19 protein-coding genes are annotated in these 23,406 nt (G+C 72.8%); 10 read left to right on the top strand and 9 right to left on the bottom strand.

What is annotated here, in order from left to right; translation table 11 throughout:
- Window positions 1–74 precede the first annotated feature (74 nt).
- Entirely contained in the window at window positions 75–1,637 is a 1,563-nt protein-coding gene (locus tag IF02_RS0126015) for an alpha/beta hydrolase (RefSeq protein WP_106977361.1), read from the top strand.
- Window positions 1,638–1,744: 107 nt separating this feature from the next.
- On the opposite strand, the gene IF02_RS0126010 is transcribed toward IF02_RS0126015, so the two are convergent.
- The 3 genes from IF02_RS0126010 to IF02_RS0126000 form a co-directional block, all read right to left on the bottom strand.
- Complete coding sequence (locus tag IF02_RS0126010) at window positions 1,745–2,437, bottom strand: RraA family protein (RefSeq protein ID WP_030160984.1); 693 nt, start codon at window positions 2,435–2,437, stop codon at window positions 1,745–1,747.
- A 99-nt stretch (window positions 2,438–2,536) separates the two neighbouring features.
- Window positions 2,537–2,785, bottom strand: coding sequence for a hypothetical protein (locus IF02_RS0126005; RefSeq protein WP_030160982.1), 249 nt, complete (start codon window positions 2,783–2,785; stop codon window positions 2,537–2,539).
- Window positions 2,786–2,859: 74 nt separating this feature from the next.
- Window positions 2,860–3,975, bottom strand: a complete 1,116-nt coding sequence (locus IF02_RS0126000) for an alpha/beta hydrolase (RefSeq protein ID WP_030160980.1) — start codon at window positions 3,973–3,975, stop codon at window positions 2,860–2,862.
- A gap of 355 nt (window positions 3,976–4,330) precedes the next feature.
- On the opposite strand from IF02_RS0126000, the gene IF02_RS0125995 reads away from it, so the two are divergent.
- On the top strand, window positions 4,331–4,831 hold the full coding sequence (locus IF02_RS0125995; RefSeq protein ID WP_030160978.1) for a hypothetical protein: 501 nt from the start codon (window positions 4,331–4,333) through the stop codon (window positions 4,829–4,831).
- An 87-nt stretch (window positions 4,832–4,918) separates the two neighbouring features.
- Here the strand turns inward: IF02_RS0125995 and ddaH are convergent, their stop codons facing one another.
- Window positions 4,919–5,758, bottom strand: coding sequence for a dimethylargininase (gene ddaH, locus IF02_RS0125990; RefSeq protein WP_051696548.1), 840 nt, complete (start codon window positions 5,756–5,758; stop codon window positions 4,919–4,921).
- Window positions 5,759–6,112: 354 nt separating this feature from the next.
- On the bottom strand, window positions 6,113–7,795 hold the full coding sequence (locus IF02_RS0125985) for a phospholipase D-like domain-containing protein (protein ID WP_234318331.1): 1,683 nt from the start codon (window positions 7,793–7,795) through the stop codon (window positions 6,113–6,115).
- A 308-nt stretch (window positions 7,796–8,103) separates the two neighbouring features.
- On the opposite strand from IF02_RS0125985, the gene IF02_RS0125980 reads away from it, so the two are divergent.
- Window positions 8,104–8,754, top strand: a complete 651-nt coding sequence (locus tag IF02_RS0125980) for an RDD family protein (protein ID WP_030160970.1) — start codon at window positions 8,104–8,106, stop codon at window positions 8,752–8,754.
- A 321-nt stretch (window positions 8,755–9,075) separates the two neighbouring features.
- A complete protein-coding gene (locus IF02_RS0125975) occupies window positions 9,076–11,358 on the top strand; it encodes an alpha-N-acetylglucosaminidase (protein ID WP_051696547.1) in 2,283 nt (760 codons plus the stop codon).
- A gap of 10 nt (window positions 11,359–11,368) precedes the next feature.
- Here IF02_RS0125975 and IF02_RS0125970 read toward each other — a convergent pair whose 3' ends face one another.
- Both IF02_RS0125970 and IF02_RS0125965 read right to left on the bottom strand, forming a co-directional pair.
- The gene (locus tag IF02_RS0125970) at window positions 11,369–12,322 is read right to left on the bottom strand and encodes an MASE1 domain-containing protein (protein ID WP_037837138.1); all 954 of its coding nucleotides are present in this window, start codon (window positions 12,320–12,322) and stop codon (window positions 11,369–11,371) included.
- Window positions 12,323–12,373: 51 nt separating this feature from the next.
- Window positions 12,374–13,201 (bottom strand): PP2C family protein-serine/threonine phosphatase, encoded by an 828-nt coding sequence (locus IF02_RS0125965; protein WP_030160963.1) that lies wholly within the window; start codon window positions 13,199–13,201, stop codon window positions 12,374–12,376.
- Between the two features lie 211 nt (window positions 13,202–13,412).
- On the opposite strand from IF02_RS0125965, the gene IF02_RS0125960 reads away from it, so the two are divergent.
- From IF02_RS0125960 to IF02_RS0125935, 6 genes are all read left to right on the top strand, one after another.
- The gene (locus IF02_RS0125960) at window positions 13,413–14,333 is read left to right on the top strand and encodes a MurR/RpiR family transcriptional regulator (protein ID WP_030160961.1); all 921 of its coding nucleotides are present in this window, start codon (window positions 13,413–13,415) and stop codon (window positions 14,331–14,333) included.
- A 317-nt stretch (window positions 14,334–14,650) separates the two neighbouring features.
- Window positions 14,651–15,022: a hypothetical protein gene (locus IF02_RS0125955; protein WP_030160958.1), complete on the top strand. Its 372-nt coding sequence runs from the start codon at window positions 14,651–14,653 to the stop codon at window positions 15,020–15,022.
- 59 nt (window positions 15,023–15,081) lie between these two features.
- The gene (locus tag IF02_RS0125950; protein ID WP_030160956.1) at window positions 15,082–16,008 is read left to right on the top strand and encodes a ketopantoate reductase family protein; all 927 of its coding nucleotides are present in this window, start codon (window positions 15,082–15,084) and stop codon (window positions 16,006–16,008) included.
- A gap of 232 nt (window positions 16,009–16,240) precedes the next feature.
- On the top strand, window positions 16,241–16,432 hold the full coding sequence (locus tag IF02_RS0125945; protein WP_030160954.1) for a DUF5302 domain-containing protein: 192 nt from the start codon (window positions 16,241–16,243) through the stop codon (window positions 16,430–16,432).
- Window positions 16,433–16,655: 223 nt separating this feature from the next.
- Window positions 16,656–17,069 carry a rodlin gene (locus tag IF02_RS0125940; RefSeq protein WP_030160951.1) on the top strand — a complete coding sequence of 138 codons (414 nt, stop codon included), beginning with the start codon at window positions 16,656–16,658 and terminating at the stop codon, window positions 17,067–17,069.
- Window positions 17,070–17,246: 177 nt separating this feature from the next.
- Window positions 17,247–18,164 (top strand): glycoside hydrolase family 19 protein, encoded by a 918-nt coding sequence (locus IF02_RS0125935; protein WP_030160949.1) that lies wholly within the window; start codon window positions 17,247–17,249, stop codon window positions 18,162–18,164.
- Window positions 18,165–18,236: 72 nt separating this feature from the next.
- Here IF02_RS0125935 and IF02_RS0125930 read toward each other — a convergent pair whose 3' ends face one another.
- A complete protein-coding gene (locus IF02_RS0125930) occupies window positions 18,237–21,011 on the bottom strand; it encodes a helix-turn-helix transcriptional regulator (RefSeq protein WP_037837134.1) in 2,775 nt (924 codons plus the stop codon).
- A 224-nt stretch (window positions 21,012–21,235) separates the two neighbouring features.
- A complete protein-coding gene (locus tag IF02_RS0125925) occupies window positions 21,236–23,020 on the bottom strand; it encodes a S8 family peptidase (protein WP_051696546.1) in 1,785 nt (594 codons plus the stop codon).
- Between the last annotated feature and the right edge of the window lie 386 nt (window positions 23,021–23,406).

Here is a 23,406-nt window from a genome sequence, read left to right as displayed (position 1 = left end):
CAGGGATATCGAACGCGCGGGGGCCGGCGCGGGACGATCACGGAGACCAACCGGATCCCAGGGGGAGTTCAGACATGCACGTGTTCAAGACGCCCGGGCGGTGGCTCGTGGCCGCCGCCTGCACGATGCTCGCCGCCGCGGCCCTGCCCGTCGGCCCGGCGAGCGCCACCAGCACCACGAGCACTGCGAGCACCACGAGCCCCGCGGCAGCGGCCGGCGCGACACCGCCGGTGCCCGGCCGGTACCGGCAGCAGCAGCTCGACTGGCAGCCCTGTGCCGACGGTTCGCTGGAGTGCGCCTCGATGTCCGTGCCGCGGGACTGGTACCACCCGGACTCCGGACCGGGCCTGACGATCGCGCTCTCCCGGCACCGCGCGGCGGATCCGGCGAAGCGCCGGGGCGTGCTGATGGTGGCGGCCGGCGGCCCCGGGGCCTCGGGGCTCCCCCGGCCGGCCCGGCTCGCCTCGTACAGCCCGAAGCTGGCGGCCGCGTACGACATCGTCAGCTTCGACCAGCGGGGTGTGGGGGCGAGTACGAGGGTCGTCTGCTCGGACCAGGACAAGGTCGACGCCCTGTTCGGCGGCGCCGACCTGCGCGACCGCTCGGCGGCCGCCGTCCGGCGGACCTTCGACCGCGCGCGGGAGTTCGTACGGGACTGCGAGCGCAACTCGGGCGGGCTGCTGCCGTACATCACCACCGATCAGGCCGTCCACGACATGGACCTGTACCGGGAGTTGCTCGGCGCGGAGAAGATCTCATACTACGGGCCCTCCTACGCCACCTTCCTCGGCGCGTACTACGCGACCGAGTTCCCCCGCCGCGTGGACCGGGTCGTCCTCGACAGCAACGTCGACTTCACCGGGGACTGGCAGTCCTTCCTGACCGGGCAGCCGATGAGCTTCCAGCGCCGCTTCGAGCAGGACTTCCTGCCGTGGCTGGCGGCCAACGACGCCACGTACCACCAGGGGCGCACCCCCGAGGAGGCGCAGGCCTCGTACGAGCGGGTGCGGGCCGCGCTGCACGACCGGCCCCTGGACGTCGAGGGGACGGTCATCACGCCGAACCACCTCGACGCGGCGGCCACGAACGCCCTGTACAACGCGGACCAGTTCGCGGATCTCGCCTCGCTCCTGACCTTCCTGGAGCATCCGGAGCAGGCTCCGGCGCAGACGCGGAAGGCGGTCGCCGGGAAGCTCAGGCACCTGATGGGCGCGGAGTTCGTCGCCGACTTCTTCTCTGTCACCTGCGGCGACACCCCGTGGAACCGCGACAGCCGGTACTGGGTGAAGGAGAGCGCCGAGGCCACGCGCACCCATCCGCTGGCCGGGGCAAGGGAGTTGACGTACGCGGCGGTCTGCGCGAACTGGCCGCGCTCCAAGGCGCCGCGCATCAAGGTCACCGGTGAGGGGCTGCCGCCGGTGCTGATGCTCAATTCGAAGAACGACCCGGCGACGTACTACGAGGCCGCCGTTCGCGCCCACCGGGGGCTGGCCGGGTCGCGGCTGGTCACCGTCGGGGGCGGCGACCACGGCCAGTTCCAGAACGGCAACGCGTGCGTCGACGCCTTCGTCGAGGGCCATCTGCTGGACGGCGCCCTGCCGGCGGAGGACGCCGCCTGCCCGGCGGCGCGGCGGTGACCCGGCCGCGCGCGCGGTGACCCGGCCATGCCCACGAGGACCCGGCCGCGCGCACGAGGACCCGCCGCGGTGACCGGCCCTCGCCCGCCTTCCGTACGGGGGCGCCGTCACTCCTCGATGGCGCCACCCATCCGGCGCAGGTGGCGGCGGAAGGTGTACGAGGGGTCGGCCTCGCGCAGGACCAGGTAGTCGGCGAAGGCCGTCTGGCTGCGCAGCGTCTCGCCCGAGCGGATCCGGCGGGCCTGTTCGCGCTCGGTCTCGCGGATCGCGAGCGCGGTGTCCAGCACCTCCTCGACGCGGTCGGCGGGCACGAACAGCACCCCGTCGGCGTCGCCGAAGACGAAGTCCCAGCCGCCGACGAGATGCGGCCCGAACCGGGCGGTGACCAGCGCCTCGGGCTCGCGTTCGTCCAGCCGTACCGGCCCGGGCGGGTGGCTTCCGTAACTGAAGACGGGGAGGCCGATCTCCGCCAGCTCGGGCGTGTCGCGGTGCAGCCCCCACACCACGAGGCCCGACACGCCGGCGCTCTCGGCCTCGAGCGCGGCGAGGTCGCCGACGCAGGCCTCGTCCGTCCGGCCGCCGTTGTCGATGACCAGGACGTCGCCGGGCTCGGCGGATCCGTACGCCTCCAGGAACACGTCGACGCTGCCGTAGTGGCGCACCGGCAGCGCGCGCCCCGCGACCCGGTGCCCGGGCAGCACCGTGCCGATGCCGGGCGGTGCCACGCGCAGCGGCACGCCGCTGCGGACGCAGGCGTCGGCCACGAGCGGCGTGGACAGGTCGGTGAAGGCCTTCAGCATGCCGTCTCCCCTTCTTCTCCCGAACGGACGGCTTGGGTCAGCCACCGCTCCCCATGGTGCCTTCCCGGTCGCCCGGGTGCGGGGGTTCGGGGGGCGAAGTCACGGGATGTCGGTGTCCGAGGGCTGCGCCTCGTAGGTGTGCGGCTCGTCGCCCTGCCATTCGACGAGCTCCGAGTCGCCGAGGACCACGTCGTCGGGGTCGGGTACGCCGGCCCGGCGCAGGAACTCGATCACGTCGGCGTCGTTGAAGGCCAGGCCGAGGGCGTTGTCCCGGCCCTCGGCGCGCAGGGAGACGCGGCGGCCGCCGGCCGGGGCGATCGGATGGACGAGGATCGGCGCGTGGTGCATGGCCCCAGCCTCCGCCCGGACGCCCGGCGCCGCATCCGCGGGGCCGCGAGCTGGTCCGGTCGGGTGAGACCGGCTCATTCGGCGGCGATGCGGCCGCCGAGCCATTCCAGCGCGGGCGGGATCTCCCGCCGCCATGTGTTGAAGCCGTGGCCGCCGCTGTCGAGCGTGATCGACGAGACGCGTGCCGGGGCCTTCACCTTCGCGATGAACTTCTGCGTGTCCTTGCGGTTCGGCTCGCCCTGCTCCGAGGTCGCCACCAGGAAGGAGGACTTCCCCTGCGGCAGGTTGTCCAGGCTCCACAGCAGGTCGGATCGTTTCTCTTCGGCGGCGTTCCCGTGGAAGAGATCACCGGAGTCCTTGTCCAGCTCCGGTTTGTAGTCGGTCGACAGGCCCACTCCGGCCGCGTAGCGCTCCGGGTGCTCCAACGCGGTCTTCAGCGCGCAGTAGCCCCCGGTGGAGTCGCCCATCATGGCCCAGTTCGCGGGCGAGGTGCCGACGCGGTAGGTGCCGGAGACCGCCTTGGGCAGGTCGGTGGCGAAGAAGGTCTCGCTGAGCGGGCCGCCCGGCACGTCGACGCACTGGCTGTTGCGGGTCGGTATCACCGAGGGCTGCATCATCACCAGGATCATCGGCGGCATCTTCTTCTGCTTGGCGAGCCTCCACGCCGTCTTCGGGTAGTCCAGCCCCTTGAGCAGGTTCTCGGCCATCCCGGGGAATCCGGTGAGCACCACGGTGGCGGGGAACTTCCTGTTCTCGTTCCCCTTCTGGAAGTACTCGGGCGGCAGGTACACGTACGCCTGGACGACGGCCTTGGAGCCCTCGCCCCGCACCGTGACCTTCTCGATCTCACCGCCGATGTGGGGTGTTCCGCCGCCGGGTACGTCCACCGGCTGCCGGCCGAGGACGCGAACCGCCGAGGCTCCGGGCGCGTCCTGGCCGCCCATGGAGGGCATCGACCCTTCCTTCCCGGCGAGGTCCGCCCAGGAACCGTAGAGCAGGAAGGTCCGGTTGGCGGTGAGGCCGACGGAGGCGAGCAGCAGCACCTGGAGCGTCAGGACGACGCCGACCCGGCCGAGCGCCGCCCGCCCGCTGCGGCGGCCGAGGCGTGGCCAGAGCCATACCGCGGCGGCGAAGGCCAGCACCGTGGCGAGTACGAAGAGGGTCAGGAGTGTGCTGCTGGTGAGGCTCACGGATCAGGGGAACTCTCTGCGCTGGGCGGTCAGCACGGACCTGCGGCCCGGCGGCGCCGCCTGTACCGGCGCACAGGGCTAGACAGCAACGGGGATCGATCCGTTCCATGCCGTTCGCAGGAGAAGGGGAGGCGGTGGCTGACCGTGGGCCTCGGTGGTCCAGGGCGAAGTCCAGCCAATCGCTTGACATGGGCCTGACATTTCAAGGTCCCTGTGGGACCTTCCCTGGCGTGTCTCGAAAGCTCTCTCCCCCGGCCGGTACGGAACCGTCACCGTCGGGCCGGGCGCACGCCGGCGAGGCCCCCCAAGGCCCCGCTTCACACCCCACGAGGACGTGGCGAAGAGGAGCGACAGCATGAAGATCTCGACATGGCCGGGCGCGGCCGTACTGGCAGCAGCGGTGATCGTCGGCGGAGCGACGTCGGCGACGGCCCTGGGCCCCACCGCGGATCAGCGGCTCGACGGCGTCATCGTCGTCGCCGGCAGCACCTGTACGTGGACCAACGCGCACACCAGCGCCAACCCCCCGAGCGCGCTGACCGTCGACCGCACCACCATCAACGCACCCGGCGGCAACCTCGGCTGCAACGGCGGCATCACCGCCTCCCTCAACAACAATCCCGCGTTCACCTTCGACGACGCCGCCGGCCTCGCCAAGACGGACGCGATCGACATCACGGGCAAGCAGAGCTTCATCTCCTGCCGCTACAAGGCCACGAACATCACGTGGAACCGGGACGGAGCCACCCGCAAGTACGTCAACCAGGCCTTCACCGCGACCAAGACCTCGGGCAGCTTCCTCTGCCCCGGCTCGGTCACGACGGCGGCGGGCGACGCCTCGATGCTGTTCCACTGACCCCGTATCCGCGGATCCGCGCATCCGCACGCGCCGTGTGCCGCGGCCCCGCCCGGGGCCGCGGCACACCGGCACGACGGGCAGGGGTCAGGGCCGGATCTCAAGGGTGCAGCACTTGACGCTGCCGCCGCCCTTGAGCAGTTCGGACAGGTCCACGCCGACGGGGCGGAAGCCGCGCTCCCGCAGCTGCCCGGCAAGACCTCCGGCGGCCTCGGGGAGCACCACGTTCAGGCCGTCACTGACGGCGTTCAGCCCGAATACGGCGGCATCCTCCGCGGATACGAGCAGCGCGTCGGGGAAGAGCGTCTCCAGCAGGGCGCGGCTGCCGGGGGCGAAGGCCTCCGGGTGGTACATGATCTCGTCGCCGTCGAGCACGGCGAGCGCCGTGTCGAGGTGGTAGTAGCGCGGGTCGACCAGCTCCAGGCTGATGACGGGCCGGCCGAAGAAGGCCTCCGCCTCCCGGTGGCTGCGCTCGTCGCTGCGGAAGCCGTATCCGGCCAGGACGTGGCCCGCGGTGACCAGGAAATCGCCCTCGCCCTCGTTGACGTACTCGGGGTCGTGCAGCGCGGTGAACCCGTTCTCGCGGAACCAGTCCAGGTACGCGGGACCCTCGGCGATGCGCTCGGCGTTGCGGAAACGGGCACCGAGGACGCGGCCGTCGACGACGGTGGCCCCGTTGGCCGCGTACACCATGTCGGGCAGGCCGGGCACCGGGTCGATCAGGTCGACGGTGTGCCCGAGTTCGCGGTACAGCTCGCGCAGCCGCTCCCACTGGAGGACGGCGAGGTCGGCGTCGACCGGCTTCTCCGGGTCCATCCAGGGGTTGATCGCGTACACCACCTCGAAGTGGGAGGGGCGGCACATCAGGTACCGGCGCAGGCGCTGTTCGCGCGGCCGGGCGGACGGCGTCGGGGCAGAGGAGGTCATGGTCGCTCCCGGGCGGGGGCCACGGTGGTGGCCGAGATGAGGGGGGTCTTCCCCGGCCGAGCTTGCGCGCCCCGGGCGAACGCCGGATGAAGCCGGCGCGGCCGCCGGGGGCGTTCTGAAAAGAGTCCGGGAGCCGCAGAGGCCCGCCTCGGGCGACGTCACGGGCGACAAGCTCGCCGGCCTGTGGGCCGTCAGTGCGCGCCGAGCACGGCACCGCTGCCCCGTCCCCCTCCCGTAGTGCCCGGCGGCGACGGCTGACGCCGAGGAGCACCGCGAAAAGGAACCGCCCCCGGCAGTGACTGCCGGGGGCGGCTTCGTGTGGGCGCCGGCGCCGGGAGGGCGCCGCGAGGGTGGTCAGGCCTGGCAGAGGGCGCGTTCGTGGTCGATCGTGGCCGTCGCGCGGGAGTACTGCCACTGCGGGGCCAGGAGCCCGGTGTTCAGCTGGGCGGCCGCCGCCGGGCTCTCCACCACGTAGCCGAAGTCCTGGAGCCACGCCGGGTAGAGGTTCTTGGAGCCGATGTAGAAGGCCGAGTCGTCGACGGAGACCACCTTGTGGTGCTGCGCGTACGGGTGGCCGTCGGCCCAGGTCGGGCTCTGGGAGCTGCGGAAGGTGGCCAGCTGGAGGTTCGAGCACATCGTGGCCTTGGCCGTGCCCTGGTCGCCGGTCAGCAGGGCGAGGCGGTCGCGCAGGGTGTCGCTGATCTCCGAGAGCGACTTGATCTGCGAGTAGCCGCCGCTGCCCACGGCGCCGCGGTTGGCGGGGTCGCTGACGACGATGCGGACCTTGACGCCGGCCGCCATCCGCGCGGCCAGGGCGTCGTAGACGCGGATGTCGTAGCGGGGCAGCGGCGGGCAGGTCGCGTTGACGTCCTGCTGGGAGATCTCGATGTGCGCCTTCGCGCTGGAGATCAGCGTCCGCAGTGCGCTCTCCTCCGGGTTGACCGTGTCGTAGTCGCGGTCGGCGTTGGTGTTGTCGTGCAGGCCGACGACGCACTTGGTGTCGGGGGCGCTGGGCAGCGTGGGCCGGAACGCCGACGACGGGTCGTTGCGCTTGATGCCGACGCCGAGTCCGCCGACTGCGACGGCCGGTACGTCGCCCGGGCGCGCCGGAGGCGTTGCGGGGGTGGTGTCCTTGGCCATCGTCGGCATGCACGCGGCGCCGTTGGAGGAGGCGAACCAGACGCTGGCGATGTTGCTCTTGTTCTGGCAGGTCCAGGACCACAGCTCGTCCAGGTAGCGCCCCGCCGACGCGGCGGCCGGCCCGCGCAGGGCGAGGTCGACGTCGGCGACCGGGTGGGCGGTCTCCAGGTAGTCGTCCTTCCAGTCGTTGATGCCGCCGGTGATCACGGACTGGCCGTCGACCACGAGGAGCTTGGAGTGGTTCCAGGAGAACGCCGTCTTCGAGGTCGTCATCGAGGCGACGTTGAGGTCGACGTTGCGGGCGTCCGCGCCGAGCTTGGCGACGAGCTCGTCCCGGTACTTCGACGGCAGTACGTTGAGGTGGTAGACCGGAGCGGCACCGACCAGCACGCGCACCTTGACCTTGTTCCCGCGCGCGGCCGAGGACTTGAGGCCCGCGACGATCGCGTCCTGGAACGCGCCGTTGGGGAACGGCGCCAGGGTCGATATGTCGACCGTCCGCGTCGCCTGGGAGATGTTCTGCGTCATCTTCGAGAGCAGCTGCTCGGTGCCCGGGCGCGCGGTGCACTTGTCGTCGCCCCAGCAACCGGGGGTCTGCAGCAGCCAGTCGGCGCCGCCGGGCGTCGAGGCGTCGAGGACGTTGCCGCCGGTGCGTTCCCACACCTGGCCTTCGAGGCCGGGGGAAACCTGGCGGAGCGTCTGCTCCACCGCGTCGAGGTGGGGCGCCGGGGCGGCGGCGGGGCCGGAGCCGGCCGCCGGGGCGGCCGCGGCCGGAACGGTGGCGGCCGCGGCCAGGGCCAGCAGGACCGCCGGGACCGCCGCGCGCGCGGCGAGGACTGACGGACGGTGAGCGGACGGACGGTGAGCGGAGGGGCGGTGCAGGGTATGGCGGTGCACGGTGACTTCCTTGCGAGAGGGATCGCCGTCGCCGCGAGGGGGCGACCGGCAAGATCAACTCGCGGAAGTTACCACCGGGTCAGAAGGGCGCGGAACTCACGCACATCGGATTCAGCCACCGCGGTGCGGCCGCCGCACAAGACCGACCGAAAAGAAGCCGATCTGGCCGGATTGGACAAGTGGTCGATGGAGCGACCACGATGATGCGCGCTACATCGCGGCAGCTCAGGGGGGCAAACCGGATACATGGTGATGTTCCTCCGATCCATCCGCTACGTCCCCGTTTCCGACACCGGAGAGATTTCGCCATGAGCTTCGGCGACCCGAACAACCCGTACGGCCAGCCCCCGCAGGGTCAGCCCGGCCACCCGCAGCAGGCACCCCAGGGCGTGCCCCCGCAGTACGGCTACCCGCAGCAGCCCCCGCAGGGCGTTCCCCCGCAGTACGGCTACCCCCAGCAGGCCCCGCAGCAGACCCCGCCGCCGTACGGCGCCTACCCGCCGCCCGGCATGCCCGGCATGCCGGGTTCGGGCATGCCGCCGCTCGCCCACTGGGGTCAGCGCTTCGGTGCGTACCTGCTCGACGGGCTGATCATCGCGGGTCCGATGTACGCCCTCGGCTTCATCGACCTGGCCACCAGCAGCGACCCCGCGAACGCCGGCCCCGGCGTGTTCTTCATCATCGGCTGGCTGTACGCGCTGGGCATGGGCATCTTCCAGCTCTACAAGGAAGGCACCACGGGCCAGACGATCGGCAAGAAGGTCGTGGGCATCAGCCTGCGCCGCGAGGCCGACGGCGCCTTCCTCGGGTTCGGCATGGCGTTCGTCCGCAAGCTGGCCCACATCCTCGACGGTCTCCCCTGCTACATCGGCTTCCTGTGGCCGCTGTGGGACGAGAAGAAGCAGACCTTCGCCGACAAGGTGTGCAACACCGTCGTCATCCAGGTCCCCAAGGGCTGAGTCCCCAAGGGCTGAGTCCCCAAGGGCTGAGTCCCCAAGGGCTGGGTCCCCAAGGGCTGAGGCCGCCCCTCTCCCCTCTCTCCCCACCGCCCACCCGGCAGCGGAGCTCCTCCGCTGCCGGGTGGGCGCGTTTGCGTCCCCGTATCCGCTCGGCGAACACGCTCCCTCCGGAAGCCCTGCCGCACGGGCCCGAACCGGCCCAGGAGGAGGAGTCGGTCCGGCGGTACGGTCCGCAGGCATCTGCCGGCCCGTCACCTCCTTCCTCCCGGCCGCGTTATCGGGCTGCCGCCCTGCGGGGACGCCGACCCGGGAGGAACCCCGATGCCACGATCCGACCGGCCCCGGCCGTCCCTCCGGGCCGGGATCCTGGCCCTCCTCGCGCTGCCGGCCCTGGCGGCCGTCCCGGGCGGGGCCGCCGCCCTGCCCGCCCCCCGGCCGGCTGTCGCGGCCGACCCGGCCCCGGCCGCCGCGTCCGCCGAGTCGCCGCGCGCCCGTGTCCCGGCCGCCGAGGCCGCGCTCCGCCGGCTGCTGCCGCCGCGCCACGCCCTGCAGTTCACCCTCCTGCCCGGACCCCGCAGCGCCGACGGCCAGGACCGCTTCACGGTCTCCGGCCGGGCGGGCGCCGTCGTGGTGCGGGGCAGTACGCCCGCGACCGTGCTGACCGGGGTCGGCTGGTACCTCCGGCACGTGGCCCGGGTGGACGTCGGCTGGCCCGGCGACAGCCTGGACGCGCTCCCCGACGTCCTGCCCGGCGTCCCGCAGCCCGTCACCCGCACCGCCCTCGTCCGCCACCGGTACGCCCTCAACGACACCGACGACGGGTACGCGGGCGCGTACCGCACGTGGGAGGAGCGCCGGCGGCAGATCGACCTGCTCGCCCTGCACGGCGTCAACGAGGTACTGGTCCAGGTCGGCGCGGAGTACCCGTACTACGCGGCCCTCCAGCGGCACGGGTACACCGCGGCGGAACTGCGCGCGTGGATCCCGGGCCCCGCGCACCAGAGCTGGTGGCTGCTGCAGAACCTGAGCGGGTTCGGCGGGCCGGTCAGCGAGCAGCTGATCGAGGAGCGGGCCGCGCTCGGCGGGCGGGTCGCCGACGAGCTGCGCGCCCTCGGCATGACCCCGGTCCTGCCCGGCTACTTCGGCACCGTGCCGCCCGGCTTCGCCGGCCGCAACCCCGGCGCCCGGGTCCACCCGCAGGGCACCTGGGACGGCTTCGCCCGGCCGGACTGGCTGGACCCGGCCGGTCCCGTCTTCGCCGCGCTCGCGGCCGACTACTACGCCGCCCAGCGCGCCCGGTTCGGCGACAGCGCGATGTACCGGATGAGCCCGCTGCACGAGGGCGGTACGGCGGCCTCCGTCGACGTGAAGGCGGCCGCGGGCGCCGTACAGCGGGCCCTCCGCACGGCGCATCCGGGTGCGGTCTGGGCCGTACTGGGGTGGCAGGAGGATCCGACGAGAGAGCTGCTCTCCGGGGTGGACACCTCCCGGATGCTGATCGTGGACGGGATGTCCGAGCGCTACGAGAACCTGGACCGCGAGACCTCCTGGGCGCACACCCCGTACGCGCTGGGCACGATCCACAACTTCGGCGGGCACACGACGATCGGCGCCAACACCGGCGTCTGGCTCCGGCGGTTCGGCCAGTGGCGGGCCAAGCCGGACAGCGCGCTGAGCGGGATCGCGTACATGCCGGAGGCGGCCGGGGTCGATCCGGCGGCCTTCGCGCTCTTCACCGATCTGGCCTGGGAGCCCGGTCCCGTCGACCGGAAGGAGTGGTTCGCCGCCTACGCGCGCCGCCGCTACGGCGCCGAGGACGGGTACGCGGCGGCCGCCTGGGAGGCGCTGCGCAGCGGCCCGTACAGCACCGGGACGGACTCCGCGCAGCCCCAGGACGGCCTGTTCACGGCCCGTCCGAGCCTGACGGCGAACAAGGCGGGCACCTGGACGCCCGGGGACATGCGCTACCCGGCGGCATCGGTGCGCACCGCGCTGGACGCGCTGCTGAAGGTCGCGCCCCGGCTGCGCCGTTCGAGCGCGTACCGCTACGACCTCGTGGACACGGCCCGTCAGGCCCTCGCCAACCACTCCCGGGTGCTGCTGCCGCAGGTCAAAGCCGCGTACGAGGCCAAGGACCTGGGCCGGTTCCGGCTGCTGGTCGGGGAGTGGCAGCGCGACGAGCGGCTGCTGGCGGCCGTCACCGGATCCGACCGGCACTTCCTGTTCGGGCGGTGGACGGCCGGCGCCCGGGCCTGGGGCGCGGACGAGGCGGAGCGCGACCGCTGCGAGTACGACGTCCGCTCCCTGCTGACCACCTGGGGCACCCGTACCGCCAGCGAGCGGCCCTCCTCGCTGCACGACTACGCGAACCGCGAGTGGGCCGGGCTGCTGGAGGAGTTCTACGCGCCGCGCTGGGCGCGGTACTTCGCCTCGCTGGACCGGGCCCTGGTCTCGGGGGCCGAGCCGCAGGCCATCGACTGGTACGCCGTCGAGGACGCCTGGGCACACCGTACGACCGGCCACCCGACCGAGCCGAGCGGGGACCCGTACGCCCTCGCGCGCGCCGTCGCGGACGCGCTGCCGCCCGCGGACGCCCGTACGTGAGCGGGGCCGGTCAATCCCCCGGCCCGTGCGGGGCGAGCCGTTCGACGACCTCGGCCAGGTCCTCGCACACCCGCTCGATCTCCTCGCGGATGTTGTTCTGCTCGGTGACCAGTGCGGACAGCAGCAGTGCGGTCAGGGCCGCCGAGCCGTTGAGCGCCTGGAGGTTGACCATGACCTCGAAGAGGGTGTGGCCGGCGAACGGTCCGAGGCTGTTGGTCGCCGCCGAGATCGCCACGACGGACACGAGCAGCACGCAGGGCGCGCTGCCGGCCAGTTGGAAGCGTACGGCCGACCAGATCAGCAGCGGGAAGACGAGGAAGAGCAGCGACAGCGAGCTGCGGGTGGCCACGAAGGCGACGGCCCCGGCGGCGATGGTCAGCCCGACCGCCTCGGCGACCCGGTAGGCGTCCTGCGGCATCCGGACCCGGGGTACGACGAGCAGCAGCGGGGTCAGCACCAGCACCCCCATCGCGTCGCCGGCCCACCACGCGGACCACACCGGCCAGAAACCGCCGGGAGCCAGGTCCCCGGTGGCCACCAGCACCCCGGTGCCGATGGACGCGCTGATCATCATCGGCACCAGTCCGCCCAGGAAGACCAGGGCCAGGCCGTCCCGGAGCCGGTCGATCTCGGCGCGGAAGCCCACGCGGCGCAGCAGCAGGTACGCGCACAGCGGCGCGAGGGTGTTGCCCACGATGATGCCGGCGTCGGCGATCTGGAAGGTGGCGAGGTGTTCGATGGCGAGGAACGTCCCGAGGGCGATGCCCGGCCACATCCGCGGCCCGAACCACAGCAGGGCGGCGACCGCGATGCCGGTGGGCAGCCACAGGGGCGTCACCACCGCGCCGTCGACCTCCACGCTCAGCAGGAGGCCGATCCGTCCTGAGGCGTAGTAGGCGGTGGCGACGATGAGGATCCCGAGAAGGGTTCCGCTGAAACGTCGCCATTCCTCGGTGCGCACCACAGCATCAGACAACAACCGCCGCCTCCGGACGGTCCGTGACACGCGCTACCGTCACGGGGGTCCTGCGGCGTCGTGGCTGAGGACGAGGACCGCCGCGTCGTCGGCGTGGCCGGTGGAGTCGGCCACCTTCATGATTTCGGCGGCGATCTCGTCGGGGTCGGCTCCCGCCGCCTCCCTGACCACGCGGGCCACCCGGTCCAGTCCCACGTCGATCGGGAACGAGGGCCCCTCGACGACGCCGTCGGTGAGCAGGACGATGGAGCCCGCCTGGTCCAGCCGCCGCCGGGTCACCGCGTAGCGGGCCCCGGGCTCCACTCCGAGCGGCAGGCCGCCCTCGTCGTCGGAGATCCCGTAGCGGCCGTCGACGGTGGCCCAGACGGAGGGCACGTGGCCGGCCCGGGCGCTTTCGAGCACCCGGCTCTCGGGGTCGAAGCGGAGCAGGGTGCAGGTCGCGAAGAGCTCGCAGTCCATCGACAGCAGGACGTCGTTGGCCCGGCTCAGCACCTCGCCCGGATCCACGACGACGGTCGACACCGCGCGCACGCCGACGCGGACCTGCCCCATGAAGGCGGCGGCCTCCACGTCGTGCCCCTGTACGTCGCCGATGGAGAAGGCGAGCCCGCCTCCGGACAGCCGGAAGCCGTCGTACCAGTCACCGCCGATGTCCAGGCCGTGCCGGGCGGGCGCGTAGCGGGCGGCGCTGCGCAGCCCGGGCAGGGCGGGCAGGGAGCCCGGCAGCATCTCGCGCTGGAGGGCCTCGGCGAGCTCCACCCTGGCCAGTTGCAGCTCCGCTCCCGCGCGGGCCCGGGCGGTGAGCCGTCCCAGGGTGCTCAGGAGGTCGGCGGCACTCACCGACTTCGGGGGGCGGCGCGGGGTCATGGACCGCTCCCGGGTGCATCCATATGTCCCTGCTCTCGGCACTCGGCTCTCGGCTTTCGCGGCGGGCGCTGCGCCAGAGATCCGAGCACATCATATTTCCGCCATCCTGCGGTCGCGAGAGATGCGGGCCGGGCCGCCCGGCACCGGCCCGGCCCGACCACAGGGCGTGAGCTATGTTTGAAGACGAGTGACATGAGAGGGAGGCCCATCGGTGTCATCGGGGCAGCAGGCACGCGCACAGGCGGCTGCGATCACGCCGAGTGGGCAGGCGCCGCCGGTCCATGAGCGCGCCCCCGGCGACCGGGTCCGCGCCCTCTTCGACGGCCACCGGCTGTCTCCGGGGCAGCGGCGGATCGCCCAGTACCTGGTCGACCACCTCACGGAGGCCGCGTTCCTGTCGATCACCGAGCTCGCGGAGCGGGTGGGCGTCAGCCAGCCGTCGGTGACACGTTTCGCCACCTCCCTCGGGTTCAGCGGCTATCCGGCCCTGCGCGACGCCCTCCAGCCGATGGCGCTGAGCGCGGTCGCCGGCTCCCCGGAGAGCCGCGAGCAGTTCCGCCGCAACGAGCTCCAGGCGGCCGTGGACGCCGAGATCGTGAACCTGGAGAACGTACGGCGCCTGCTGGCCGACACCGACCAGGTGCTCGACATCGGCCGCGAGCTGGCCCGCTCGGTGCCGCTGACCGTCCTCGGCCTGCGGATCTCGGTCTCGCTCGCGGAGTACTTCGCGTACGCGGCACGGCGCATCCACCCCGATGTCCGGCTGGTGACACGTGGAGGCAGCGTCGCCTACGACGCCCTGCTCCAGTCCCGGGAGGCCGGCGGGACCTGGGCGCTGGCCTTCGCGATGCCGCGGCACGCCAAGGAGACCCTGTCGGCGCTCCGGGCGGCCCGCAGCGCAGGGCTGAAGATCGCGCTGATCACCGACACCACCCTGGGCCCGCTGGTGGACGAGGCGGACGTGGCGCTGACCGCCGGGACCGGGGCGCGGCTGGTGTTCGACTCGTACGCGGCCCCGGGGATGCTGTCGGCGGCCTTGCTGCAAGCGATGGCCGACGCGGATCCCGAGCGGACGCAGGCGCGGCTCGAAGGGTACGAGCAGGTCGCCGACCAGCACGGATTCTTCCTGTAAGGCCGTTTTTCAACCGGTACGGGGCAGTCCACTTTCACGCCCTGTAGGCGTATGTAATTTTTCATTCTCTTGTCTACTCGACGGTATATATGTTTACTAAGCATCGCGCCGGATCCACGGACGCCAAGGAGAGCGACCCCACGCCCTCCCAGAACGGACACCCGCGCGGGACGGCTCCTCCTCACGCCCCGCGCCGGGTGCCCGTTCCCGGCACCGGTATCCAACCAGAGCGCTTGTGGCGGCCTCGGTCAACCCCTGGGCCGAGGCCGCCCACCAACGTCTCGATCAGAGTTCGACACCATTCGGAAGCGACGAGAATGCGCCAGACGGTCTCCACCACGCTCAGCCCGGACTGGCCCTGCCAGGTCAAGGCCCCCGGTACCCATGACTGGGAACGCACGGCCATGCGCTGGCTGCGTGATCTCCTCCCGGCCCGCTACGGCAGCTACTCGACGCTGACCCGCAGCCCCGCCCTCCTCACCCGGCACGCCCAGCTCCAGCTCCAGCACGAGATGCGCGCGGTCCGGGTCGCCCTGGAGACCAGCCGGGCCGAACTGCCCTCGATGGGCGTGGCCGAGATCGTCATCGAGAGCTCGATCCGGATGTACGCCGTCGAACTCCAGCAGCTGGGCCGCCTCTCCCGCGCGGTCCGCCTGGTCGGCGACGCGCTGCGCGTCACACAGAGTTGACGCCGTTCCCGTCGACGGGGGCCTGCGGGACCGCGTAGTCCCATGACAGGCTGTCCCGTATGAAAATCCTGACAGTCGGAGCCGGCGCCGTGGGCGGCTGGTTCGGCGCCCGTCTCGCCGAGGCCGGGCAGGACGTCACCTTCCTGGTCCGCCCGGAGCGGGCCGCCGTCCTGCGCGAGCGTGGGCTGCGGGTGACGGGCCTCGGCGAAGACCTGACCCTCACTCCCGAGTTGGTGACCGCGGACGCGCTGTCGCGCCCGTACGACCTCGTCCTGCTCTCCGTGAAGTCCACGGCGCTCGACCGCGCGGCGAAGGACCTGGCCCCGGCGATCGGGCCGGGGACCGCGATCGTGCCGCTGCTCAACGGCATGGCCCACCTCGAACACCTCACGGACCGCTTCGGCGGGGCGCCGGTCCTGGGCGGCGTCGCCAAGGTGGTCACCACCCTGAACGAGCACGGCGACATCGTGCGCATGGCCCCGCCGTCCGTCGTGGTCACCGGTGAACTCGACGGCCGGCCCTCCGCCCGCGTGGACGCCGTGCGCGCCGTGCTGAGCGGGGCGGGCATCGACAGCCCCGAGACCGCGGACGTCGTCGGCTCGATGTGGCACAAGTGGGTGTTCATCTCCACCCTGGCGGCCGTCACCTGCCTGGGGCGCGGCTCCGTCGGCGAGGTCGGCGCCGTGCCCGGCGGCGCCGAGCTCGGGCGGGCCGTACTCGCCGAGGCGGCCGCCGTCTCGGCCGCGGCGGGCCGTCCCGTGCCGGACACCGAGCTCGCCTTCACCACCCGTACGGTGACCACGCCCGGCTCCCCGCTCACCCCGTCGATGTACCGGGACCTGGTCGCCGGCCGTCCCACGGAGGTGGAGCACGTCTTCGGCGACCTGATCGCCCGGGCCCGCGCGCTCGGCGTACCCACCCCGCTGCTGGACCTCGCCACCCTCCAGCTGCGGGTACACGAACGGCGCGTGTCCCCCGGGGCGTGACCTCGGGGGCGGTCCGTCGTTGTACACGGCGGTCAAGCGAAGTGCACCAGTGAAGTCCCGGGCCTCCCCGCGAGGCCCGGGACTTCGCGTGTCCGCGCGCGGGCCCTCCCGCCGATCCGGTCGGCCCGGGCCACCGCCCCGGCCCGGCCCGGGCCCCTGGAGCGGAACCCGCTGGTCAGGGGGGACGGTGGGTGACAGACTGAGACGGCTTCAGGTCGACCCAGGAGGACACATGGCACAAGAGTCGGACACCCCGCAGGACGAATCGCCGGCCGAGGAGGCCAAGCGCAAGTTCCGGGAGGCCCTCGACCGCAATGCCCGCAGTGCCCATGCACAGCAGGCTCACCAGAGCCGGGCGAAGATCCAGGGCGCCAGCGGTGGCGCGGGCGGCAAGAACAAGAAGACCCGCCGCAAGACGGGCTGACCGCCCGCGACCGCCTCCACGGCGATTCCCTGAAGACGTCGGACGAAGGGGCCGCCTCCAGCTCAGAGAGCCGGAGGCGGCCCCTTTCGCATGCCCGCCCACGGGGGACGCGCTGGGCCACTCGGGTGACAGGCGATAACCAAGCGCGCGGATTGCAGTTGATCAGCTCGTCCCGCCGGGGGCAGCCATCCCATGCAACAGCGCTAAAAGAAGGAATCTCCTCATGCTCAAGAAGCTCATGGCCACCACTGCGGTCACCGCCTCCGTGCTGGGCCTCGGCGCCGCGGTTGCCGCCCCGGCGATGGCGATCGGCAACGACAACGGCATCAACACGGTCAACGGCAACGGCGCGGCGCAGATCTACGGCAACCAGGAGACCGAGGGCGCGATGAGCCCGCAGCTCAGCCTGGTCCAGGGCACCCTCAACAAGACCTGCATCGGCCTGCCCGCGAAGGTCAACGCCCAGTCGCTGCTGGCCGTCATCGCCAACGTCGGCGTCCAGGACATCAACGTCCTGCACAACCCGATGAACCAGCAGTGCACCGAGAACTCCACCCAGGCCAAGGGCGACGACTCGGCTTCGCACATCCTCAGCAACATCCCGGTCCTCTCCGGCAACCTCTCCGCCGGCAGCTGACCGCTCGCTCTTCGGCAACCGGCAGGGCCCGTATGCGCGTCGGCGCGTACGGGCCCTGCCCGTTTGTCGTCCGAAAGGAATGAATACTGGTCTAGACCTTGACAGGTCCAGACCAGCTTCGCTTCAGTGGCGAGGAATGCCCCCCACGGCAATTCCCCCCATTGAAGGAGCAGTTACGTGATACGTGCGCTTCGCCGCCGAGCACTCGCCCTGGCCGCCGCCACTGCCGCCACCATCGGCCTCGCGGTCGCCCTCCCCGCCTCGCCCGCCTCCGCGGCCGCGGCCTGCGTCACCCCGTGGTCCTCGTCCGCCGTCTACACGAACGGCATGAGCGCCTCGTACAGCGGGCACAACTGGCAGGCCAAGTGGTGGACGCAGGGCGAAACGCCCGGCACCACCGGGCAGTGGGGCGTCTGGTCCGACCTCGGCACCTGCGGCGGAGGCGGCGGCCAGGACCCGGACCCCGGCAACCCGTCCGGATTCGTGGTCTCCCAGGCCCAGTTCAACCAGATGTTCCCGAACCGGAACCCCTTCTACACCTACAACGGCCTGGTCGCGGCCCTGTCGGCGTACCCCGGATTCGCCAACACCGGTGACGACACCGTCAAGCGGCGCGAGGCGGCGGCGTTCCTGGCGAACGTCTCGCACGAGACGGGCGGGCTCGTGTACATCGTCGAGCAGAACACCGCCAACTACCCGCACTACTGCGACGCGAGCCAACCGTACGGCTGTCCCGCCGGGCAGGCCGCCTACTACGGCCGCGGCCCGATCCAGCTCAGCTGGAACTTCAACTACAAGGCCGCCGGCGACGCCCTCGGCATCAACCTGCTCGCCAACCCGTACCTCGTGGAGCAGGATCCGGCGATCGCCATGAAGACCGCCCTCTGGTACTGGAACACCCAGAACGGCCCCGGCACCATGACCGCGCACGCCGCCATGGTCAACGGGGCCGGCTTCGGCGAGACGATCCGCTCCATCAACGGCTCCCTGGAGTGCAACGGCGGCAACCCCGCCCAGGTCCAGAGCCGGATCAACGCCTACCAGTCCTTCACGCAGATCCTGGGCGTGAGCCCGGGCGGCAACCTCGGCTGCTGAGGCTGCCGAGGCTGCCAAGGCGGCTGAGGCTGCCAAGGCGGCCGAGGCCCGGGGCCGCCGCCTCGCCCGCCCTCAGCGGGTGCGCAAGGCGGTGGCCAGCTGGGCCCGGGACCGTACGTCGAGCTTCTGGTAGATCCGGGTCAGCCGGGCCTCGACCGTCTTGACGCTGACGAACAGCTTCGCGGCCGCCTCCTGGTTGCTGGCGCCCTCCGCCACGAGCAGGGCGAGACGGGTCTCCGCCTCGGTCAGCGCCGCCAGGGCCACACCCGCGCCGCCGACCGGGGCAAGGCCCGCCTCCCGGTTCTCCGCGGCGAGTTCGGTCCAGGGCTTCGCGCCCGCCGCGGTGAACACCTCGGCCGCGGCCCGCAGCGCGGCCCGGGCGGGGGCGCGCCGGCGCCGGCGCCGTTCCACCCGGGCCAGGGCGAGCAGCGTACGGCCGCGCTCCACCGGGAGCTCCAGCGCGGCGAACCGCTGCGCCGTGGCCTCCAGCAGGTCCACGGCGGCGTCGGCCCCGCCGTGCGCGGACAGGCACAGGCCGCGGGCCCGGTCGAGGGCGGCGACCACCGCGCCGCGGCCCAGCCGGAGCGCCACCGTACGGACGGAGCCGATCAGTTCGGCGGCCTCGTCGGGCGCGTCGGCGGCCACCAGGGCTTCGGCCAGCTCTCCGTGCCAGCGCAGGATCGAGGGGTCGACGACCTGCTGGGCCTCCTCCAGTTCGGCGACCCGGCGCAGGGTGGCCACGGCTCTGGCGGCCTCCCCGGTCGCCAGCTCGGTCAGGCCGAGTGCGTACAGGCTGCGCGAGAGGAACACCTGGTCGTGTTCCTCCTCAGAGGCCTGGATGCCGCGCCGGGCGTAGCCCGCGGCGCGGGCGAAGCTGCCGCCCATGGCCTCCGCCATCGCGGCGGCGTACCAGGCGGGGCCGGGCGAGAGTCCCGCCTCGATGGTGAGTTCGAGGGCGCGGCGGGCGTGCGCGGACGCGGACGTGCACCGGCCGCGGCGCAGTTCCACCTCGGTGAGGCTGCGCAGGACCTCGAAGACGTCCTCGGCGGATCCGGTGCGCCGGACGGCGGGGAGCAGGACGAGGAGCTGGCGGCGGGCGTCGTCGAGGCGGTCGTCGAACAGGGCGTGCCGTACGGCGAGGTACTGGGGCGCGTTGCGCATGCCGAGCGGCACCTCGGGGGCGGGCAGGGCCAGGGCCTCGGCCAGGATGTCCTCGGCGTCGGGGTCCCCGAGGATGCGGCCCATCCGGGCCCGTACGGTCAGGGCCATGGCCTCGGCGACCTGGTCGCCGCCGAGGGCGGCGAGCGCGCCGGCCTCGGCCGCGGCGTCGCGGGAGCGTACGGGGTCACCGTCGCTGAGGTTGTACTTCGTGGCGATGCGCAGCTGTACGGCCGCCTGGAGGGCGGGATCCGAGGCGGCGTCGTCCATGGCGTGCGCGAAGGTCTCGTCGAGGGCGGCGAGGGCCTGTCCCGCGGCGTCGATCACGGCGAGCCGGGCCCGTACCCGGTCGGCGGGCGAGGCGTCGCGGGCCAGTACGGCGCGGGTGGCGCGGCGGGCGAGGTCGGCGCGGCCGGCCCAGCCGGCGTCCTCGGCCGCGGCGACGAGGCGGGCCAGTTCGTCCCCGGGGCGGTTGGTCGGCGTACGTTCGGCCGCGAGCAGGCCGAGCTCGGCGGCCAGGGCGCGCTGACCGCGTCTGCGGCAGGCCGCGGCGGCCTCGGTGATCTCGGCGGCGAGCCACTCGTCGGGGGTGTCCACGGCAAGCGCCCGGTGGCGTACGGCCTGGACGGGGTCGTCGACGGCGGCGGCGAGCGCGGAGTGCCCGGCGGCGCGTTCCGGCCAGCCTGCGTCGGCGGCCAGGGCCATGGGCAGGGCCCCGGCGGTGAAGGTGACGGCGCCGTCCTCCCCCACGGTGACCAGCGCGGCCCGTTCGGCCTCGGCGAGTTCGGCCTCGGCGTGGGGGCGGCCGGCGCGGCGCAGCAGGGCGGTGGTCGGGCGGGCCGCGAGGGCGGCGAGCAGCAGGGTGCGGCGCGCGGGGGCCGGGGCCTCGGCGAGGAGCCGGCGGGCGACCTCGCGGGCCTGGCCGGACAGGGGCAGCGGGTCGGCGTGGTGGGCGCTGCCGTCACGGGCCTCGGCGGCTTCGGCGAGGGAGTGGCCGAGGGCGAGGGCGAGGCGCGGGTTTCCGCCGCTGGCCTGGTGGATGCGGCCGGCGAGGCGGGCGGGGAGGCCGTGGTGGGCGAGGAGTTCGGCGATCTCGTCGGCGCCGAGCGCGGGGACGCGGATCGCGGGGGTGCCGGGGCCGCACAGGGGGCCGCCGACGGGGGCGCCGCCCTGGACGCATTCGGCCACGAGGACCCGTACGCGGGGTGGGGTCAGCCGCAGGGCGAACCGGAGCAGATCGGTGCTTTCCGCGTCCAGCCACTGGGCGTTGTCGAGGACGAGCAGGACGGGGGTGCGGGCGGCGAGGGTGCGCAGGACCTCGACGACGGCGAGGCGCAGGGCGACGTGGTCGCGTCCGGCGCGGGGCGCGTCGGTCTCCCGGCGCAGGAGGGCGATGGCGGTGCGCTGGGGTCCGGAGAGCCGTTCCAGCGCGAAACAGGGCACGGAGGCGAGCAGTGCGGCGGCGGAGGCCTCCGGTATCCACTGGTCGGCGGCCTCGGGAGCGAGTCGGAGCACGGTCTCGTGGCGGGTCGCGGCCGCGGCCGCGACTGCGCCGGCCACCTCGGTCTTGCCCGCGCCGGCGGGTCCGGTGAGGAGGGCCCGCCCGTGCGTGGTCAGCGCGCGTTCGACCTCCTTGATCAGTTCACCGTGTCCGACGGTCGTGTCAGCGTTCCCCGTCGCCGCCACCACGCAACAGCCACCAGCCTCTCGTCCCCACTTCTGTGCATGTCCTGTGAGACGCGACAATACGAGGTCGGATGCCGGGTGGACCCGGATTGTGACGCAGAATTCAGTCAGCTGTCAGGAAACGGCTGCGGACCTGCCAATACGAGGTGTATCGGCAGGTCCGCGGGCTCATTGGTCCGTACTAGCGCGCCCGGCCGGTGCTACTGACCGGCGCGGTCGTCGGGTCCTCAGAAGCCGAGGCTCCAGGAGTCGATGAAGCCGGTGTCGCCGCCCGCGTTGTCGTTGACGCGGAGCTTCCAGGTGCCGTTGGCGACCTCGGAGGAGGCGTTCACGGTGTACTGCTGGTTGATGTTGGCGGTGCTGCCGCCGGCGCGGTTGTGCAGGGTGTAGACGGAGCCGTCCGGGGCGACCAGGTCGACCTTCAGGTCACCGATGTACGTGTGCACGATGTTCACGTTCACCTTGAGCGCGGCCGGGGCGTTGCCCGCGACTCCGCTGACGGTGATCGGGCTCTCGACGGTGGTGTTGTCGAGGATGTTCACGTTCGTACCGTTCTCGAAGCCCGGGACGGGCGCCGAGGTGACGGCGGTGATGGTCGCGGCCGCGTCGGCGATGCCGGTGCCGCAGCCGCCGGTGCAGGTGCCGGGCAGCGGGCGGGCGTTGGCCTTGATGGCCGCCTCGACCTGCGCCGGGGTCAGCGAGGGCTTGGCGGCGACGACGAGCGCGGCGAGGCCCGCGATGTGCGGGGCGGCCATGCTGGTGCCCTGGTAGGGCTTGTAGATCTCGGAGCCCGGGGTGGTGGCGCCGTTGTTCAGCGTGGAGAGGATGCCGTTCTCGGGGGTGGTGACGGTGCCGGGCGTGTCGGTGGCGCGGCGGGTCTCACCGCCCGGGGCGGAGACGTCGACGCGGCTGCCGAAGTTGGAGTAGAAGGAGCGGTCGCCGGTGCGGTTGGTGGCGGCCACGGAGACGACGTTGTTGCAGCTGGCGGGCGAGAAGCCGGCCGCGTCCGCGTTGCTGTTGCCGGCGGCGACCACGACCGTGGTGCCGCGGGCGACGGCCGCGTTGATGGCGTTCTGGTAGCTGGAGGTGCAGGCGCCGGAGCCGCCGAGGCTCATGTTGATGACCTTGGCGGGGGTGGCGTTCGCCGGGATGCCCGCGACGGTGCCGCCGGAGGCCCAGGTGATGGCGTCGACGATGTCGGAGGTGGTGCCGCCGCACTTGCCGAGCACGCGGACGGGCTGGATCTTCGCGTTGTACGCGATGCCCGCGACGCCCTTGGCGTTGTTGGTGGCGGCGGCGATGGTGCCCGCGACGTGGGTGCCGTGCCAGGAGGAGCCGCTGGCCGGGGAGCCGGTGCCGCACTCGCCGGCCGCGCTCCAGTCGCCGGCGTCGGCCGGGTTGTTGTCGCGGCCGTTGCCGTCACGGGCGCCGGTGGCGTCGGAGATGAAGTCGTAGCCGGCGACGATGTTCGGGGCGACGTCGGAGTGGGCCACGTAGCCGGTGTCGATCACGGCGACGGTGACGCCGGAGCCGGTGGTCTTGTCCCAGGCGGCAGGAACGTTCATGCCGCCGGTGGGCTCGAAGAGGTCCCACTGCTTGGCGTACTCGGTGTCGTTCGGGGTGGCCATCGCGTAGGCGCGGGAGTCCGCCTCGACGTACGCGACGTCCGGGTCGGCACGGAACTGGGCCATCACGTCGGCCGCGGCGGCCGGGGCGACGGAGCCGCCCAGGTTGACGAGGGCGGCACCGGTGCCGAGGCGGCGGTCGAACTTCGCCTTCTTGCCGGCCTTCTTGCCCTTGGCGGTCGCGTCGTCGGCCGCGGCCTTGTTGGAGCTGGCCTCGGTGGCCGAGGACTTGTAGCCGACGATCAGGTTCTGCACGGGCGCGGCGTCGGGAGCGGCCGGCGCCCCCGCGGCCGGCAGGGTGGAGGCGGCGGCCGGGGCCGGCGCGGGCTCCGAGCCGGCGAGGGCCACGGAAGCGGTGGCGGAGCCGGCGAGCAGGGTGACGGACATCGCCACCACGGATATGAGCCTGCGTCTCGTTGCGTGCACGGTGTTCCCTTTCGCGAGCCCTTTCCGGGCAGGCCGGAGCGGGCGGTTGGAGCAGTGTGGGAGGTGAACCGGCGGCTACGGGGCCGGGGACGGGTCGGTCAATCCCGTCCCGGCCACCGCTGCTCGCCGCGTTGTCCCGGCCGCTTCGGCGGGGCTGGGGCAACGGCGGTGCGGGCGATCCGCCCGCCCGCACGGCTTCGCACCATGTGGGGTTGGCGCGGGATCCGTTCGGAGCGGGAGAGATCGCCGGTGGGCAGACAGTAGGCAACGCGAGGATGAACCCGATACAGGGAAAACCCTTGTCCGCACCCCTGCCGCTCCCCTGACACCTCCCCCGGACCCTACCC

Source organism: Streptomyces sp. NRRL S-244, assembly GCF_000717915.1.
In the GTDB taxonomy this organism is placed as follows: domain Bacteria; phylum Actinomycetota; class Actinomycetes; order Streptomycetales; family Streptomycetaceae; genus Streptomyces.
Note: the sequence above shows the minus strand (reverse complement) of the source record. Positions and strands in the feature narration are given on the sequence as shown.